14 protein-coding genes are annotated in these 17,477 nt (G+C 56.8%); 9 read left to right on the plus strand and 5 right to left on the minus strand.

What is annotated here, in order from left to right:
* Nucleotides 1-61 precede the first annotated feature (61 nt).
* A complete protein-coding gene (locus tag AC1AWD_RS06455; RefSeq protein WP_476564994.1) occupies nt 62-2,470 on the minus strand; it encodes a S9 family peptidase in 2,409 nt (802 codons plus the stop codon).
* A gap of 196 nt (nt 2,471-2,666) precedes the next feature.
* Here AC1AWD_RS06455 and AC1AWD_RS06460 point away from each other — a divergent pair, with 196 nt between their 5' ends.
* From AC1AWD_RS06460 to pknB, 7 genes are all read left to right on the plus strand, one after another.
* A complete protein-coding gene (locus tag AC1AWD_RS06460) occupies nt 2,667-3,368 on the plus strand; it encodes an FhaA domain-containing protein (protein WP_476564831.1) in 702 nt (233 codons plus the stop codon).
* 27 nt (nt 3,369-3,395) lie between these two features.
* Nucleotides 3,396-3,917: an FHA domain-containing protein FhaB/FipA gene (locus tag AC1AWD_RS06465; RefSeq protein WP_476564833.1), complete on the plus strand. Its 522-nt coding sequence runs from the start codon at nt 3,396-3,398 to the stop codon at nt 3,915-3,917.
* Nucleotides 3,918-4,121: 204 nt separating this feature from the next.
* Entirely contained in the window at nt 4,122-5,765 is a 1,644-nt protein-coding gene (locus AC1AWD_RS06470) for a PP2C family protein-serine/threonine phosphatase (protein WP_476564996.1), read from the plus strand.
* A complete protein-coding gene (locus AC1AWD_RS06475; protein WP_476564835.1) occupies nt 5,762-7,177 on the plus strand; it encodes an FtsW/RodA/SpoVE family cell cycle protein in 1,416 nt (471 codons plus the stop codon). Before AC1AWD_RS06470 ends, AC1AWD_RS06475 begins: the two co-directional genes overlap by 4 nt.
* The gene (locus AC1AWD_RS06480) at nt 7,174-8,640 is read left to right on the plus strand and encodes a peptidoglycan D,D-transpeptidase FtsI family protein (protein ID WP_476564837.1); all 1,467 of its coding nucleotides are present in this window, start codon (nt 7,174-7,176) and stop codon (nt 8,638-8,640) included. The genes AC1AWD_RS06475 and AC1AWD_RS06480 overlap by 4 nt, the downstream gene beginning before the upstream one ends.
* Nucleotides 8,637-9,575, plus strand: coding sequence for a serine/threonine-protein kinase (locus AC1AWD_RS06485; protein ID WP_476564839.1), 939 nt, complete (start codon nt 8,637-8,639; stop codon nt 9,573-9,575). Before AC1AWD_RS06480 ends, AC1AWD_RS06485 begins: the two co-directional genes overlap by 4 nt.
* On the plus strand, nt 9,572-11,647 hold the full coding sequence (pknB, locus tag AC1AWD_RS06490; RefSeq protein ID WP_476564841.1) for a Stk1 family PASTA domain-containing Ser/Thr kinase: 2,076 nt from the start codon (nt 9,572-9,574) through the stop codon (nt 11,645-11,647). Before AC1AWD_RS06485 ends, pknB begins: the two co-directional genes overlap by 4 nt.
* A 123-nt stretch (nt 11,648-11,770) precedes the next feature.
* On the opposite strand, the gene AC1AWD_RS06495 is transcribed toward pknB, so the two are convergent.
* A complete protein-coding gene (locus tag AC1AWD_RS06495) occupies nt 11,771-12,940 on the minus strand; it encodes a class E sortase (protein WP_476564843.1) in 1,170 nt (389 codons plus the stop codon).
* A 9-nt stretch (nt 12,941-12,949) separates the two neighbouring features.
* The gene (locus AC1AWD_RS06500) at nt 12,950-13,720 is read right to left on the minus strand and encodes a DUF881 domain-containing protein (protein ID WP_476564845.1); all 771 of its coding nucleotides are present in this window, start codon (nt 13,718-13,720) and stop codon (nt 12,950-12,952) included.
* 171 nt (nt 13,721-13,891) lie between these two features.
* Here AC1AWD_RS06500 and crgA point away from each other — a divergent pair, with 171 nt between their 5' ends.
* Nucleotides 13,892-14,383, plus strand: coding sequence for a cell division protein CrgA (crgA, locus tag AC1AWD_RS06505; RefSeq protein ID WP_476564846.1), 492 nt, complete (start codon nt 13,892-13,894; stop codon nt 14,381-14,383).
* 149 nt (nt 14,384-14,532) lie between these two features.
* On the opposite strand, the gene AC1AWD_RS06510 is transcribed toward crgA, so the two are convergent.
* Together AC1AWD_RS06510 and AC1AWD_RS06515 are read right to left on the minus strand one after the other, a co-directional pair.
* A complete protein-coding gene (locus AC1AWD_RS06510; protein WP_476564847.1) occupies nt 14,533-15,774 on the minus strand; it encodes a THUMP-like domain-containing protein in 1,242 nt (413 codons plus the stop codon).
* Between the two features lie 363 nt (nt 15,775-16,137).
* The gene (locus AC1AWD_RS06515; RefSeq protein ID WP_476564849.1) at nt 16,138-16,923 is read right to left on the minus strand and encodes a rhomboid family intramembrane serine protease; all 786 of its coding nucleotides are present in this window, start codon (nt 16,921-16,923) and stop codon (nt 16,138-16,140) included.
* 273 nt (nt 16,924-17,196) lie between these two features.
* Between AC1AWD_RS06515 and AC1AWD_RS06520 the strand changes: the two genes are divergently transcribed.
* Nucleotides 17,197-17,412 carry a hypothetical protein gene (locus AC1AWD_RS06520; RefSeq protein ID WP_476564851.1) on the plus strand — a complete coding sequence of 72 codons (216 nt, stop codon included), beginning with the start codon at nt 17,197-17,199 and terminating at the stop codon, nt 17,410-17,412.
* Nucleotides 17,413-17,477: the final 65 nt, after the last annotated feature.

Raw genomic sequence — 17,477 nt, forward strand, 5'->3', positions numbered from 1 at the left:
GCGCGGTATCACATGCAACACCGCGCGAGCAGCATCAGATCAGCACACGATCGACGCTTGCTCAGCGCATATGCAACGCGTCATACAGGAAGTCGCGCTGCAGCGTGAGCAGATTCTGCGCCACCGTCTCGTCGTTGGTCATATGCGTGATGCCGGTCAGGGGCAGGAAGGTGTGCGGGCGGCCCGCCGCCATCAAGGCCTGGCTAAGACGCAGGCTGTGTGCGATGGTGACGTTGTCGTCGGCGAAGCCGTGGATCAGCATCAGCGGGCGGCGCAGTTTCGGCGCGTCCGCGACGATGCTGTTACGCGCGTACACATCCGGGTCGAGGCCGAGATAACGCTCGGTGTAATGCGTGTCGTACAGAGTCCAATCGGTGGGCGGCGCGCCGGCGCAGGCCGCGTGGAAGGTGCCAGGGGCGTCGAGCACGGCCAGTGCGGAAAGGAACCCGCCGTACGACCAGCCGATCATGCACACGCGCTCGGTGTCGGCCTGGGGGAGTGCCGCCTCGCCGCGGGCAGCACGCTCAACGTTCAGCACTCCGATGGCGCCGGGCAGCGCGTTGACGGCATCCACCTGATCGGTAAGCGTGACGTCCTTCATGTTTTCGAAGATTTCGCGATCCCACTTCGGGCCGCGCCCGGTGGTGCCGCGGCCATCCGTGGTGACGACGAGGAAGCCTTGATCAGCCCACCATTGCGCGTCCCAATAGTAGGACTGCGCCGACACGACCTGTTGGAAGCCGGGGCCGCCGTACGGCTTCATCAGCACCGGCAGCTTTTCGGCGTTGGCATAGGCGCTGCCGCTGCTCGGTGCGATGATGGCGGTGTACAGATTGCGTTCGCCCATGCGCGTGAAGGTGACATTCGGGGAGAAGCCCGGTTCGGCGGCGTTGTTGTTGATGACGGCGACCGATACGCTGGCCTTCACAGCATCGACAGCGGCGTCGCTTTCAGACAGCGTCGCCACTTCGCAGGAATGCGTCATACGGGTGTGCGCGGATTGCATGGTGCGGCCGGTGATGATGCTGCCGCGTTCGCCGCGCGACATCATCCACACGCCGGCTTCGACGGTTTGCGGCGTCCATTCACCGTCGTACGAGATGCTGACGACGTCGAAGCTGCGGGCGTCATGTTCGGCGGCGTTGCCGGACCAGATGGCCGGCACGTCGGTCATGATTTCAGGCGTGCGCTGGATGACGCACAATACATCGTCGTCGGTGATGTCGAGGACTTCGCGCACTTGCAGGCCGGCGGGGGTGAAAGCCTTGCCGTTGACGGTCAGTCGGTTGGTGTCGGCGGCCATGTCGTTGAGCGCGCAGACGAGGCGGCCGTCCGGCGTGTAGGCCGGGGTGCCGGCGATCAGATCGATCCACTGGTCGTTGTGATGTTCTTCCAGCACACGAACCGTGCCGTCGGGGCAGACGGACAGCACCTGATCGTTGCGCTGCAGGCGATCCTGTACGAGAATCAACGGCTCGTGCCCCTTGCGCCAATTCACGGCTGCCACATATTCGTAGGTGTCGCGATCCCAATGCACTTCCGTGCTTTCACCGGCGCCGTAATGGCAGCGGCCGGATTCGTCGAACAGCAGGGCTAGCAGGGTCAAATGCACGTCGGCGTTGGCGGTCAACGCGCGCGGGTAGCGCGTGCCGCCCGCGGGGCGGTCCGGGTTGGCCGGATCACTGATATACCACGTGGGTTCGGGGGATTCGTCATAGGTTTCAAACAGCACCTGCGTGGAGTCCGGGCTCCACCAGAATCCGTCGTAGCGGTCCATTTCCTCGCCGGCGGCGAATTCGGCAAGACCGATCTTCCACGTATTTTCAGCGCCGTCATCCACAGGGCATACGCCGAATACGATGCCGATGCCGTCGGCTTCAGCGGGAGAGGCGGCACCTTCGGCCCAGTCGGCGATGTCAACCAGCACCAGATGTTCACCGGTCGTATACATCACATGGCGTCCGTCGGGGGAGATGCGCGGATTCAGCACCGGTGCATAGTCACCGCTGATTTCGCCGGCGGCCAGTTCACGGGTACGCGCGCCGTCACCGGCGGCGTCGATTTCCGTGACGAACAGCATGCCGTTGATCGTGAACACCACACGGCGGCCGGCAGCATCCACGGAGTAGCTCACGATGCCGGAGCCGCCTTCGCGGGCGCGTTCACGACGCGCCTTTTCTTCAGCCGGCACGTCTTCGGCATCAGCGTCGGTCAGCAGCACACGCGGATCGGCGAGCAGTGTTTCACGTGAATCTCCGGCAGAGTCAATCACGCTCATCCACAGCGAAGTCACCAGATCTTCAGGCCCGTCGGAACGCAGGAACAGCGCGCGTGAACCGTCACCGATCACACGCGCGGAACGCGGGGCGCCACACGTGAAACGCAGCGTACGCGCCTTCGTACGAGGGAAAACAGCAATGGCGTCATCGCCGGCAGCCGTCGCAGCGGCCGCATCCGGCATCATATTCATTTCACTCATGCCACACACGCTATCACCAACGCCGTCACAAATCACAGCGCGCGAAAACGTCATATTTCAATGTAAAAGCGGCGAGGATTCCCCACTTGCACCCTATTTTCATTGAATTTTTTGCAATTATTGCCCGCCAAAATTGGCACACGCACCCATCCCGCGTAGGATTAGGTGAGGATAGAAAGGGACTAACATGAGCGTTCTCGACCGTTTTGAGAAGAGCGTAGAAGGCGCAGTCAATGGCGTATTCGCGAAGTTCGGATCCAAAGACCTGCAGCCTGTCGACCTCTCCAGCGCCTTGGAGCGCGAGATCGACGCCGAGGCAATGCCCGTCGGCCGCGATCGTACGGTGGCCCCGAACGAATATCGTTTTAAGCTCAGCACGCCCGACTTCGATCGCATCGAACAGTGGGGTTCCGAAACTCTCGCCAATGAGCTCGCCGACAACCTGACACAATATGCGAAAAGCCAACATTACGCGTTTGTTGGACCGGTCGTCGTGATTTTCGAAGAGGATCTCGACCTATCCAAGGGCAATTTCAACCTCAGCTCCGAATCCGTCCAGGGCAACGCCGTCCCGGTCACCACGGATGCTCAGAATGAGGACAGCCCGATGCTTGAGATCAACGGCAACCAATACCTGCTGACCAAGGAAAAGACGGTTATCGGCCGCGGATCCGGATGCGACATCGTTATCGACGATCCGGGCATCTCCCGTAAGCATCTTGAAATCGATATTACCGACAATGGCACGATCGCACGTGACCTCGGTTCCACCAACGGCACCTACGTTGAGGGGCATCAGGTTCCTGCCGCCACACTGTTGGACGGCAACACCATTACGATCGGCCGTACGCGCATCCTGTACTGGGCTTCGTCTCAGGATCAGGAGTAGCCCCACCCTAACAAGGGATTTCCCGTTATGCTCACCGAACTGACTTTCGCGATCTTCAAGTATGGCTTTTTGGTACTGCTTTGGCTGTTTGTGCTGCTGGCCATGCGTTCGTTGTACCGCGATATCGAAACATTCAGCCCGCGCAAATCGCGGGCGCACCGCCGTAAGGAGCGACATGCCAAGAAGGCTGTTGCCGCTCCTGCGCCCGTCGCAACCGGGCGTCCGGCGCCAACCAGTGATATGTCTCGAGCAGGCGCACCGTCGTTGCTGATTATTATTGACGGCCCGCTTGCAGGCACTTCCGTTCCTCTTACCGGCGATGTCATCACATTGGGCCGTGCCGCCTCAAATACTGTGGTGCTGGACGACGAATTCGTTTCGTCCCACCACGCCCGCGTATATCGCGATCCGGCCACCAATCGTTGGGCTATTGAAGATTTAGGCAGCACCAATGGCACCGTGGTCAATCAGAGGCGGCTGGCCGAGCCCACTGTTTTGGCTCCTCGTGTTGCGGTGCGTATCGGTGCGACCACCTTTGAATTGAGGTGACCCGTGTCGATTCAGCCTAATCAGAAAGATCAGTCAGACCAGTCAGATATGCCTACGCAGCCGATTGAGCGGGGCGAGCGGACTCAGCCGATTCACCAGACGCAACGGATTCCGCAGTCTGCAACTCAGGCGGCGCAAATTGCCGCACAGGCCTCAGCGCAAACCGCCCAATCCCCGACGGGTTCCGACACTCCATCGCTGTTCATGTATTCCACGACCGTCTCAGATGTCGGCACAGTGCGTTCCAACAATCAGGATTCCTCCTTTGCAGGCGAGCGTCTAATCGCCGTCTGCGACGGCATGGGCGGCCATGCAGGCGGCGACACCGCTTCGACAATCGCCATTCGTTCGCTGGCGCATATCGAACAGGACAATCTGCAAAGCGATATCGCCGCAGTGGCGAAAATGATGGTCACTTCCGTTATGGCGGCGCATGACGCCATCGTCGGCAAGGCCAAGCGTGAACGCCGTCTCGCCGGCATGGGCACGACGGTGGTTGCCGTCACGCTTGTCGCCGGATATTGGGTTTTGGCCCATATCGGCGATTCACGAGCGTATCTGCTGCGCGACGGCAAGCTGACGCGCATGACCACTGATCACAGCTATGTCCAGCATTTGATCGACACAGGCCGCATTACGGAAAGCGAGGCGCGCAATCATCCACAGCGCAATGTCGTCATGCGCGTATTAGGTGATTTCGATATCGATTCCCATCCGGATGTCGCCATTCGCAAAGCGCGTCCTACGGATCGCTGGCTGCTGTGTTCGGACGGCCTGTGTGGAGTCTTGGAGGACGCCACACTGCAGGAGGCTTTGTCGACCTATTCTTCGCAGGATGAATGCGCACAGCGGCTGGTCGCGATGGCTTTGCGTGCAGGCAGCACCGATAATGTAACCGCCGTTATCGCCGATGCCACGTATGCGTTGGATGAGAAGGCTTTCGACCTGCCGCATCAGACGCCGCTGGTTGGCGGCGCCGCTAGCGCCAGCCTTGAGCCGATCGCAGACATTATCAATGAGCCGGTCGCTTCCGCACCCGTGTTGCGTAGCGACGAGAAAGAATCCCCGGCGCAGCGTGCCGCCGCTCTGATGCAGGGCGTGGCCGCGCAAACGGAGGAAGAGTCAGAGCCGGAGCAGCACATCGCTCAGCCGTCCACCGTCCGCGAGGAAAGGGGAATTCTGACGAATCCTGATACCGGCGAAATTCCGGTGGTGCAGAAAACCGACGGCCGCGTCACCTCGGATCCGAACGATCCGGAGGTCGCGTCAGCGATTCGCAACGAGCAGCTTGAGCAGCGCAAAGCGACTCGCGCCAAGTCAAAGCGCGCCCGCTTCATCGTGCTAATCATCACCCTGTTGACTTTGCTGGCCCTTACGGCAGCTGCGGTGGGCACGTATTACTGGTCGCAGACGAAGTATTATTTGGGTGATAACAATGGCTCAATGACGATTTTCCAAGGCATTCCGACAAGCGTGTTTGGCTTTGAGCTGTCACACCCGGTTGAGTCGACCGGCATGAAAACCTCTGATATGCCGCAGTCGTGGCGCCAGCAATTGGAGCGCGGCATCACGGTTGATTCGTATGATGAAGCGTTGCAGCATGCCGATTTGATTAAGACGCAGGTGCAGCAATTCGAGGAAGAGAAGAATTCGAAGAATTCGGATGCCTCGAAGAAGTCCGACACAACGACTTCTGACGACGCCGCAGATAAGAGCAGCGGAACGGACAAAACGACTTCCGATACCACCGATGCGGCGGACGGCAGCAATGCCGGCAACAGCGCCGACGACAAGCAGCAAAACGCTGATGCCGCCACTGATGGCACGCAGGACGGTGATGCCGCATGATCGTATCCCGTTTGAAACAAGGCGCATTGCTGCTGTTCACCATGTTGGTGTGCTACCTCGCCTTTTTCCAGATGTTTGCGCGCACAACAGGCGGTTTCCCAGCGGATTATCTGTGGCTGCTGCTGTTCGTCGGCGCATTGTATCTCGTGTTCTGGGGTTTGCTGATTACATTCCAGCCATACGCGAATCAGACGATTCTGCCATGTGTGATGCTGCTGACCGGCATCGGCATCATGATGATCACACGTCTTGACCAAGAAAGCGGCACATCCGTCGGCACACGCCAGCTGATTTGGCTGACGCTTGCCCTGGTGTTGTGCGCGCTGCTTGTCGTTTTCATGCGCGATTACCGCATTTTGCGCCGTTTTTCGTATATCAGCATGATTGTGGGCTTGGCGCTGCTGCTTTCCCCGATGCTGCCGATTATCGGTTCCACGCAATATGGCGCGCGCATTTGGGTGCAGATTCCCGGACTTGGTTCCTTCCAGCCGAGCGAATTCGCAAAGCTGTTTTTGGCCGTGTTCTTCGCGGCCTATCTGTTCGACCACCGCGACCAGCTTGCCGTGGGCGGCAAGAAATTCTTAGGACTGCAGCTGCCGCGTATCAAAGACATGGGCCCGATCATTATCGTATGGCTCGTGTCGATGGGCGTGCTGATCGTTCAGCGCGATTTGGGCACGTCGTTGATGTTCTTCGCCATGTTCGTGTCGATGCTATATGTGGCGACGGGCCGTAAAAGTTGGATCGCCATCGGCATTATCGCCTTCGCCGTCGGCGCTGCGCTGTCCGCAAGCATTTTCAGCCATGTCGGCGCCCGCGTCGACGCTTGGCTGCACCCGTTCAGCACCGAACAATACGGCAAGGAATATGGCGGATCCTACCAGCTGGTCACAGGCATTTTCGGCATGGCTTCCGGCGGCATGATGGGCACTGGCTTGGGTCAAGGTCATCCGTCGATTACGCCGCTTGCCAATTCGGATTACATTTACGCTTCCGTCGGCGAAGAGCTTGGTTTGACCGGTTTGATGGCAGTGCTGATGATTTATCTGCTGATTATTTCGGCCGGTATGCTTACTGCGATGAAAATCAAGGATGGTTTCGGCAAGCTGCTTGCTTCCGGTCTGGTGTTCACCATGGCATTCCAGGTGTTCACCGTCGTCGGCGGCATCACGTTGGTGATTCCGTTGACTGGCTTGACCATGCCGTATATGGCCGCTGGTGGTTCCTCGCTGATCGCGAACTATATTCTTGCCGCGTTGTTGATCGTTATTTCCAACTCCGCGAATAAACCGGAGCCGGAATTATCGAGCGACACCTTCCAGCACGAGGCGCTGCTGGCCCTGCGCAATCGCAAGGCGAACAGCGAAGCGGCTACGGCGAATCCGCGTACGGTTTCGGGAGGCGCACGATGAATAAATCCTTGCGTCAACTGTTTACCGTCGTCCTGATCCTGTTCGTCATTTTGGGTGGATCGACCAGCATCATCATGGCGATTCGCGCAAACGAATTCAATGCGGATCCTCGTAATTCCCGCGCGCTGTATTACGAATACGGCACGCCTCGCGGCGCTATTCTTGCCAGCGACGGCACTATCATCGCCGAATCAGTGCCGGTTAATGACGCGTTCTCATATCAACGCCAATATACGGAAGGCTCGATCTACGCGCCGATCACCGGTTATTTTTCCATCAGCCAACGCGCTGACCGCGGCTTGGAGGCGTCCCGCAGCGAATTGCTTTCCGGCCAGGCGGACCAGCTATTCTGGCAGCGTTTCAAGGCAACGCTGACGGGGGAGACAAATGAGGGCGCTTCCATCGAAACGTCCATCGACCCGAATCTGCAGAAAACCGCGTATGCTGCGCTCGGTGCGAATGATGGAGCCGCCGTCGTAATGGAAATCGACACCGGCCGTATTCTCGCCATGGCCAGCACGCCAAGCTATGATCCGAACGAATTGGCGGGGCATGATACCACCGAGGTGAACGATAATTACGCTCAACTGACATCAGATCCGACCAATCCGATGCTGAATCGCGCGTTAAGCCAGTTGTATCCGCCGGGATCCACATTTAAAACCGTTGTTGCGGCAGCGGCGTTGGAAAGCGGTGATTACAATGTGGATACGCAGATTCCCGCAGGTTCTTCGTATACGCTGCCTGGCACGAATACGGCGTTGACGAATGCCGTTTCCAGCGCTGACGGCACAAATGGCACAATTTCGCTGGAAGACGCCTTGGCGTATTCGTCCAATACCGCGTTCGCCCAATTAGGCGTGGCTTTGGGCGAGCAAAAGATTGCCGACATGGCTGAAAAGCTCGGTTATGGCACTGCGATTACGGTGGACGGCAATGATTCGACCGGCCTGCCGATGATGGCGGTGGCGTCTCAGTTCCCGTCCGATATGACTGATGACAAGCTGGCGCTTGCGTCGATTGGTCAGGGAGATACGCAATCCACGGTGTTGCAGAATGTGATGATCGCCGCGGCTATCGCAAATGACGGCGTACTGATGGCGCCAACGCTGGTCGATTGCGTGCGCGCCAGTGATTTGTCGGTGATTTCCCAAACGCGTCCGAAGGTGATGTCTCAAGCGTTCAGCGCGGACACCGCCAATAAGCTGACGCAGATGATGGAATCGGTCGTCACCAAGGAGAATCAGAATCTGGAGATCAGCGGCGTACAGGTCGCCGCGAAAACCGGCACCGCGCAGATCGGCGCGAATAACGAATCCATTGACGGTTGGGTCATCGGTTTTGCGCCGGCGGACAATCCGAAATATGCGGTATCCGTGGTGGTGCACAACGTAGACTTGTATGGCTCGTTTGCGGCCGGTCCTATTATGAAGGCTCTGTTGGAGGAGGCGATGGCTGAATGAAACTGATTGAAGGACAGCTGATTCATCGGCGTTATCGTCTTGACTCCCGTCTCGCGCAGGGCGGCATGGGCGAAGTGTGGAAGGGCTACGACATTCAGTTGGGCCGTCCCGTCGCCATTAAGGCTTTGCGCGACGATATCGACAATCCTGAGGCGAAGCGTCGCCGCCTGCGCGCGGAGGCGCATAATTCCGCCAATTTGGCGCATCCAAATATTGCCGCGCTGTTCGAATATTATGAGCATGACGGCATCGGATTCCTGATCATGGAATATGTGCCGAGCAAATCCTTGGCTGATCTGTATCGTGAGAAGCATGTGATGGAGCCGACGGAATTGTTGCCGATCCTTATCCAGACGGCACGCGGCCTGTTCGTAGCGCATTCGCATGGTGTGATTCATCGCGATGTGAAACCGGCAAATATTATGGTGTCGGATAGCGGGGAAGTGAAGATCACTGATTTCGGCGTCTCCTATTCGACGAATCAGGAGCAGATCACGCAGGATGGCATGGTCGTCGGAACCGCGCAATATATTTCGCCGGAACAGGCGCAGGGTCAGCAGGCGACGCCGCAATCCGATATTTATTCGTTGGGCGTGGTCGCATATGAAGGACTGTGTGGACGGCGTCCTTTCACCGGCACGACGCCGGTCGATATCGCCGCGGCGCATGTGAATAATCCGGTGCCGCCAATGTCTGACACCGTGGATGTGCAGTTGCGTGAATTCGTCATGTCAATGTTGGCAAAGGATCCGCTTGACCGTCCCAAAGACGCACTTGTCGTCTCCCGTACGCTTTCTCGCATCGAACGACGTCTGCTCGACCAGCAGACCATGATGACCGATATGACGACGGTTACGCCGTCCGGTCGCATACCACGACGCGTTTCCAGCAAACCCCATCTGGTTCTTAACGGCAATTGGAGGGAACAACAATGAGCAATCACATGCCCACCTCACTGGCGAACGGCCGCTATCAGCTTGTGCAGCTGATCGGGCGCGGCGGCATGGCCGAAGTGTATATGGCTTCGGACACCCGCTTGGGCCGTACCGTAGCCGTTAAGCTGATGCGCGCCGATTTCGCCTCCGACCAGATCTTCCTGAGCCGTTTCCGCAGAGAAGCGCGCTCCGTCGCCCAGATGAACAATCCGAATATCGTCAACATCTACGATTCCGGCGAAGAGGAAATGATCGGCGACAACGGTCAGGTCGAACGGCTGCCGTATCTGGTGATGGAATATGTCAAGGGCCAGACGTTGCGCGATATTCTCAAGGTCAACGGCGCGTTGAGCCAACGCGACGCCGAACAGGTGATGCTCGGCGTGCTCGGCGCTTTGGAATATTCGCATCGTATGGGCATCATCCACCGTGACATCAAGCCCGGCAACATCATGATTTCCGAGCAGGGAATTGTCAAGGTCATGGATTTCGGCATCGCCCGCGCTTTGGACGATTCCGCCACGACCATGACGCAAAGCCAGGGCGTGGTGGGAACGGCGCAGTATCTTTCTCCGGAGCAGGCTCGCGGTGAAAGCGTCGATATGCGTTCCGACCTGTATTCCGCCGGATGCGTGCTGTATGAAATGCTGACCGGTCGCCCGCCGTTCACCGGCGATTCCGCAGTGGCAATCGCGTACCAGCATGTTTCCGAAGTGGCCACGCCACCGAGCACGCTGGTGCCTGGTCTGCCGAAGATGTGGGATTCCATTTGCGCCAAGGCGATGGCCAAGGATCGTCAGAATCGTTATGCGACGGCCAGCGATTTCAAGAACGATCTGCTGACGTATATGAACGGTGGCGTTCCGGTCGCCGCCGCCTTCAATCCGCTGACCGATCTGTCGAATATGAAGGCCCGTAAGCAGGCCGAACAGGATGCAGCCACGGTTGCATTGAATCCGATGGATGATTCGATGGCCACGCAGGCATTCAATCCGGTAACCGGCCAATTCCAACGCGTGGCGCCGGCTTCCACTGCGACGATGACGCGAACCGAGCAGCGCGCGGAAGCTGCGAAGAAGAAGCGTCGTACGCAGATCATCGCAGGTTCGGTTATTGCCGCAATCGTCGCCATCGCGCTGATATTCACCGTTTTCGCAATGATGGGTGGCGGCCACGATGATACGACGGATGAGCAGATTACCGTTCCGACGCTGGCCTCCGGCGACAGCGAGTCCCGCGCCATCGAAAAACTAATCGCCGCGGGCTTCGAACGTAGTGACATCACCATTGAGAAAGACACCGATTCGGACCTGCCTGAAGGCGCGTTGACCAAGCAGGATCCGGAAGGCGGCACCAAGGTCGACAAGGGCACGGAAATCACCGTATGGTTCTCCGCAGGCCCGCAGAGCATCGAAGTGCCCGACGTGTCGAATATGACGCAGGATGAGGCCAGCGCCGCTTTGGAGAAGAAGGGATTGACCGTTGCCGGCGTGCAGAGCGAAAACAGCGGCGTCATCGACAAAGACAAGGTGATCCGCACGACGCCGGCTGCAAAGAGCACGGCCAAGAAGGGCGACAGCGTCACTCTGGTGATTTCCAACGGCATGGTATCTGTACCCGATGTGACCGGATTGGATGAGAACACCGCCGCAAACACGTTGCAGCAGCAAGGTTTCGAGAATCGTACCGTCAAATATGAGGAATCTTCCAGCGTGGAGAAGGGCAAGGTAATCCGCACCACGCCGGAAGCGAATACCACGGTGGAAAAGGGCACAGCAATCACCATCTACGTGTCGTCCGGCATTACTCAGGTCACCATTCCAAGCGTGCAGCTGGGTGTTGATACGTATGCGACGGTTGTGCAGAAGCTGCAGGCCGCAGGCTTGGCAATCAACGTGTCCGGCCCGCAGGATGACAACGCCATCGTCATTTCGATGAGCCCTGCACCGGGAACCGCTGTGGATGCCGGCAGCACGGTGACGATCACCACCGCACAAGGCGCCGGCAATAACGGCGGTACCGGCAACGGTGACAACGGCCAAACCGACGACGGCGACGAGACTGTTCAGTAATAATCAACATCTCCCATATGATTGTGGCGGCGCTTCCGATAAGGGGCGCCGCCACAATCATATGCAACGAAATTCACGTATTCAGACACTGATTGATTGCAATAATCAATCGAAGCAAATCAATTACACGACCGTGTAATTCGACATTTGCCGCAGCATCGGGATATTGGATGCCGCCCACGGGAATCCCCATTCAAACAGCGCGGCGGCGGCTATGAATACCAAAATCAACAGCAACAGCAGTCGGATCGGCAGCACGCCCGGTTGCAATCGCAACAGCGCGCCATACAAGCTGAAATCAGGCTTACGGCGACGGCCCTCACGAATTGCGCGGCGTACCGGCCAACGCCATGCCAGCGCCGCGGCGGCGAACAGCACCACGTATACGGCCAACGCGCCGAGAATCAGCGGCTGCAGGGAATCGATCCGCGCGGCAGGCGAGGTTTCGCCGGTATTCACAAAATGCACGGCTCCCGATTCATCGACTGACGCCAATTCTTCAGGCACGCCGTCGGAGACTTTCGCCCAATATTTCAATTCGCCATAGCTGATCCAACGATGCGTCGGCGTCGAATACTTCGGCTCGCATGTCGTCATCGTAATCATGCGTTTGGTCGGCGCCGCACCAGGGGTCTCCGGATTCGCCGAAATCACGTCGACATCTTCCGGCAGCACGATTTCGTAACTGGTATACGTGTAGACATACCAGTAATCCTGTGTGCGAATGATAATCGCGTCACCGGCCTGCAGTTTGTCGACGTCGCCAAGCGGCTGGCCGTAGCCATTGCGATGCCCGGCAAACGCGAAATTACCGATTTCGCCTGGCATTTGCGATGTGCTGTAATGGCCAAGACCATGCTTGTTCAATTCGGCCAGCGACGTGCCTTCCACCAGATTGCGGCTCCACTGTTCGCCGAAACGAGGAATATACACTTGGGCGATCAGGTCGCCTTCGGCTGCGGATTGGGGCTGAACAGGCGGATCGCCTTCCTGCGGCTGGGCGATGGCCGTTTCGCTGCCATCTTCGCCAGGATCCTCCCACGATACCGACTGTCGCGTCTGATTCTGCACATGCTCGGCCTGTACGCCCGTCCACCACATTTGCCAAACGATATACAGCGCACAGATTGCGGCCATGGTCAGCAGTAATTCGGCGATGATGCCAAGCAGTGTCCATATGACGCCGCGCGAGCTTGTTGCGCGCAACGTGTTTCCACGTGTGCCGTTTGTGCTGTCTACGTTATCCCCACTGCTTGCACGAAGATGACGGCCGACATGTTTCCCTTTCTTCATCTGCCCTTCCTATTCTTCCGCGCCCGAGTCCTCATCATCCGTGCTTTGCACCGACGCATATTCCAGCGGCTGCAACACGGCATCGGTTGCGTCGAAGCGCAGTTTCTCCTTCGTTTCAACGCTCCAGCCCAAGCCGAACGCCGACACATACTGCTTGTAGATCTTGATCGCGGTGGAATCGTCCAACGCCTGCAGCATCGCATCCGTCGGGCCAATTGCGGAAATCTTGAACGGCGGCGAATATTTCTTACCCTGTAACAGCAACACATTGCCCACGCAACGCACCGCCGAATTCGACAGCACTCGCTGATCCATAATCATCATCGACTCCGCGCCGCCAGCCCACAAAGCATTCACCACCGCTTCAACATCCTGTTGGTGAATCACATACGCGTCAATATCAGTGCTGGAACCCGAGCCGTCAACCGCATTCTGCCACAACGGTGAATCGTCAAGCGTAACCGTCACGCCCGGGCCTTCAACGGCTTTCAGCAAAGTGCCCGAACCGGCGTCCTCACCCGTGCTTGAACTGCTGCCGTCGCCAAGCGTTTCACTTAATGTGTTGATCTGCGAGCTCAAATCATTGATTTCATGCTGCAGATCATTCGCATACTTCACCTGATGCTCGACCAGTTCGGCAGTATCAGACGACACCGTCACCGAACGGTTCACGCGCAGATTCGTCGCCAACAGCATGCCCGTCAATGCAAGAACAACAAGCACAGCCGCGCTGCCGATCCGCGTATGCCGGGCATGTTTTCCCGCGGTATGTCTGCCCATCGCTCCTCCAATCGGCGTTTGGTGCCGTATACGGGCGCATTCCAACGCGACTTTTTACAAAAACCAGTGATTTGCCTCAAATATTGAGCGATTTTTCGCGATTATGCGCATCACGGTCGCCGCTTTCGAGTCTAACCACTATTATGACTTTTAGCCTATTGAATGGAGACTATGCTGATGGCTAACGAAGAGCTACACGAAACCACCTCGGAAGAGCAGAAGGATGTGCAGGCCGAGGCTTCCGGTGACACTGTTGAGATGACCCGCGCACAGGCTGAGGCCGCTGATAAGAACGCCGCCGAAGCTGCCGCAGCCAGCAAGGATGAGGCTGCGGACGAGGGTGAGCTGGGCATTCCGATGGATAAGGTTGAGGCCGTGCTGAACGCAACCATCGATAAGAACGACATGTCCCCGCAGATGCGTCGCATGATGCAGCGTCAGGCTGAAAACACCCGCCGCGTCGAGGAATCCATCAAGGGCACCAAATCTAATCCGCGCTGGTTTGTGCCGCTGTTCTGCACGCTGATGATCATCGGCCTGATTTGGGCTGTGGTGTACTACCTGTCCGGCAACTATCCGATTCCGAATATCGGCGCCGGAAATCTGGCCATCGCTTTCGCACTGATCATGGTCGGATTCCTTATGACCATGGGATGGCGTTAGTTTCACGCCTCCTATCAGCATGATCGCTTATGCGCGAACGCGCGCAGCTCACTTGGGCTTTGTGCGTGTTCGCGCTTTTTGTGCTGCCTGCAGGATAACGTTCCCCCCAAGGGCCACCGGCCAGTCCGTTACGTTTCGGTCGTTCCGTCTCACGCGATTTTGTGCGTTTTTATCAACACACGGCGCCTGCCCTGCATGGTCGTCGCAAAAACATAGACGTCTCCGCCATCTTTCAGCTTTAATTTTTTGCGCAAATCAGCAGCACTTATCGGCATATTGCGTACGGCGATATTGGCATGCGTCATGCCTTGCAGCAAAGTTCTCAGATCTTTTTTCCCCATGCTGGAGATCGTGTCAACAACGAATCCTCGACCGGGGAAATTCGGGCTCTTCTGCTCTGAGACCATCAAATGACTGCTCGGCCCGATTTGGGTCACGCCATAGCGTTGCTCCACTAAATCGAAGCAGCCGGCTTTCATAATCGAGGCATTCGGCTCGTATATATACCGTATTTCAGGCAGCGGCGCGCTGCCGACGCTCATGCCGCACGTCGATTCGCTGGCCCGATATTGCAGCTTTTGATCGTCATTAATGCACGTGATTTGCGGGTCCGTTGCCGTACCGCGCTGCAAGACCAGCAGTAATTCCTTACATTCGTTACTTGTTGAAACAATATGTATTTCGCTGACATGACCATGGAAATCGGCGACGGTTTTGCGCCAGTCCAACATCGGCGACAACTTGATGATGATATGCGGCGCTTTTTCAAGCAATGCGTCACATAAGGCCAACACATTGGGCGTGCAGTCTTCGATGGCATACGTGCGACCGCCATGCGCGTCGCGGCGCGCAGGATCGATAACAATTAAATCGACCGGTTGCATGGATTGCAAATATTCGATGGCGTCGGCATTGATGATTCGAACCTGATTGAGGCCAAGCGCGCGCATATTATGTTCGGCGAGCTCACATAAACGCGGTTGGCGTTCCACGTAAACGGCGTGAGCAAATTCGGCACCCATGTAGGAAAAGTCGACGCCGAAACCGCCGGTAAGGTCGACCATAGTAGTGCCGGCGTTGTTGGTGATTACGTTATCCGCGACGGTATTGCTTTGATGAGGCAGATTGCATAGACGGCGGGCGATTCCGGCTTTATATCGCGCTGTGAATTCGGATGAGCATTGTTCCATGGAGATGTGCGCAGGATAGACGATATCGTCACAGGCGGCCCATTGGGGGAGTTTGACTGAGGCTATGCGACGGCCTGCAATCTGGTCCAAAGCAAGGGGAATGTCCAATCCGCCCATTGGTTTTGCGCTTAACGCCAGAACCCGGACGTCGTCGTTGCGATGCGCGGCGACGAAGGCTTTGGTTTGTGCCGTAATCTCCATACGCGGCATTGTACCCAGTGTGGGATATCAGCACTCCACTTACTTCACTTATGCACAATTCACTGTTAATAATGTGTGGATAAAAATTTATGGCCCTACATATAGGGGATGCTTCTTGGCTGAAACCTATTTGCGGGGCCAATTTCAAGGGTTTTCCACTATGTGGATAACTCATTTTCCACATTTTTCACCCCTTGAAAAGGGCGGAAACTGTGGATTTGTGTATATGTCTGTGGATAACTTATCGAGTTTTCCCCGACTTATGCGCAAGTTATTCCCACTTTATCCACATGCTTTTCCACATGTGTGCATAAGTCGATTATGCACACATATTTGCTTCGTATCGAAGATATCCCGCTCGTATCACATCAAAACAAACATCAACGGATTTGAGATATTGCACAACAGCGACATTGCAATAATCAACACGAGTATCACCAGCCCATACGTAACCGTGCGATATGTCAGACTCTTGCCGCGCAGCGCGTGCAGGCCCGAAACCAGCAACCATGTAAACACACCGCCGCACACAAATCCGCCCAAATGTGCCTGCCAAGCGATACCACCAATCACAAACGGCATTAAAAAGTTGATGACCATCCAAATCAGCATCGGACGAATGTCATAACCGACCCGACGGAACACTACAAGAATCGCGGCGAACAAACCGAACAGCGCACCGGAAGCGCCGTACGAACTGGTCAGCCAACCCGCGCTATCCGGGCTGATCACAGCCCACACCATCATGCCCGCATCGCCACCAAGACCGGAGAGCATGTACAACGCAAGGAAAGGAAGATGGCCCATCAATCGTTCAAGCATCGGCGCCACGCTCCACAACGTCAACATGTTGAACAGAATGTGCACAATGCCGCTCGGATCATGCATGAACATCGATGAGATAAACGTCCATGGATGCTGCAGCGACATCAGCGGCGTAAACGCACCGTATGCGACCATCAGGCGTGCTCCCGTCGGCCGGATAATCGACAGCAGAACTTCAACAAGCCATACGAATATGCACAATGCCATAATCCCGGTGGTGATCACCGGATCGTTATTGCGCCAGTGATATGTGAGCGCACGTTTGGAAAACATGTCATTAAGCGAAGGGGAGCCCGGGAAAAGGCTGAATCGTTGATATGCCATGTTCTTACTGTAACGGGCGATATGCCGGCTTTGAGGCAAGAAGCATGGAAAATATCACTGGCGAACGAATAGTTCGCCACTTGTGGCTGAATTAATTCGACTACGCTGTGCAGAAGCTGGTATCCGTAATGTTCAATCGTGGTTAAGCCGACTTTCTCTGTAGCAGTGCCGACTTGCCACGCCGCAAATCACCCAATCGTCACAAACAACGCCTTATGATGGAAGGCAGATTGGTCTGAACGTGCAGGCCAACGCCAAGGGAAAGGAGCCGTAATGGAGAACAAGTCTTCTAACGGTTGGAAGTTCTTCGCGCTGCTCTTCGGTGCATTGCTCGCCGCAGTCGTCGGACTGTACATCTACAAGCAGCAGAATCCGGATTACGACCCGTGGGAAGAGCCGTGGGAGAACAGCTCTTCTCCGGTCGACCTGGGTCTAGCCAAAGATGAGGAACCCGACGAAGAAGCCGAGCCCGCTGCTGAAGCTGCCTGATTTATCCAGCTATACGTAACAGGAACGCCGTCCATACACGGTCATATCTGCTGATTGTGGCGGTG

This window comes from Bifidobacterium sp. LH_512, assembly GCF_056356435.1.

Excerpts from the sequence above, each read along its gene's own strand:
- AC1AWD_RS06495 (WP_476564843.1), bottom strand. The coding sequence starts at position 12,940 with ATGAAGAAAGGGAAACATGTCGGCCGTCATCTTCGTGCAAGCAGTGGG.
- AC1AWD_RS06480 (WP_476564837.1), top strand. The coding sequence starts at position 7,174 with ATGAATAAATCCTTGCGTCAACTGTTTACCGTCGTCCTGATCCTGTTC.
- AC1AWD_RS06460 (WP_476564831.1), top strand. The coding sequence starts at position 2,667 with ATGAGCGTTCTCGACCGTTTTGAGAAGAGCGTAGAAGGCGCAGTCAAT.
- AC1AWD_RS06475 (WP_476564835.1), top strand. The coding sequence starts at position 5,762 with ATGATCGTATCCCGTTTGAAACAAGGCGCATTGCTGCTGTTCACCATG.
- AC1AWD_RS06510 (WP_476564847.1), bottom strand. The coding sequence starts at position 15,774 with ATGGAGATTACGGCACAAACCAAAGCCTTCGTCGCCGCGCATCGCAAC.
- AC1AWD_RS06465 (WP_476564833.1), top strand. The coding sequence starts at position 3,396 with ATGCTCACCGAACTGACTTTCGCGATCTTCAAGTATGGCTTTTTGGTA.
- AC1AWD_RS06520 (WP_476564851.1), top strand. The coding sequence starts at position 17,197 with ATGGAGAACAAGTCTTCTAACGGTTGGAAGTTCTTCGCGCTGCTCTTC.
- AC1AWD_RS06485 (WP_476564839.1), top strand. The coding sequence starts at position 8,637 with ATGAAACTGATTGAAGGACAGCTGATTCATCGGCGTTATCGTCTTGAC.
- crgA (WP_476564846.1), top strand. The coding sequence starts at position 13,892 with ATGCTGATGGCTAACGAAGAGCTACACGAAACCACCTCGGAAGAGCAG.
- AC1AWD_RS06470 (WP_476564996.1), top strand. The coding sequence starts at position 4,122 with ATGTATTCCACGACCGTCTCAGATGTCGGCACAGTGCGTTCCAACAAT.
- AC1AWD_RS06515 (WP_476564849.1), bottom strand. The coding sequence starts at position 16,923 with ATGGCATATCAACGATTCAGCCTTTTCCCGGGCTCCCCTTCGCTTAAT.
- pknB (WP_476564841.1), top strand. The coding sequence starts at position 9,572 with ATGAGCAATCACATGCCCACCTCACTGGCGAACGGCCGCTATCAGCTT.
- AC1AWD_RS06455 (WP_476564994.1), bottom strand. The coding sequence starts at position 2,470 with ATGAATATGATGCCGGATGCGGCCGCTGCGACGGCTGCCGGCGATGAC.
- AC1AWD_RS06500 (WP_476564845.1), bottom strand. The coding sequence starts at position 13,720 with ATGGGCAGACATACCGCGGGAAAACATGCCCGGCATACGCGGATCGGC.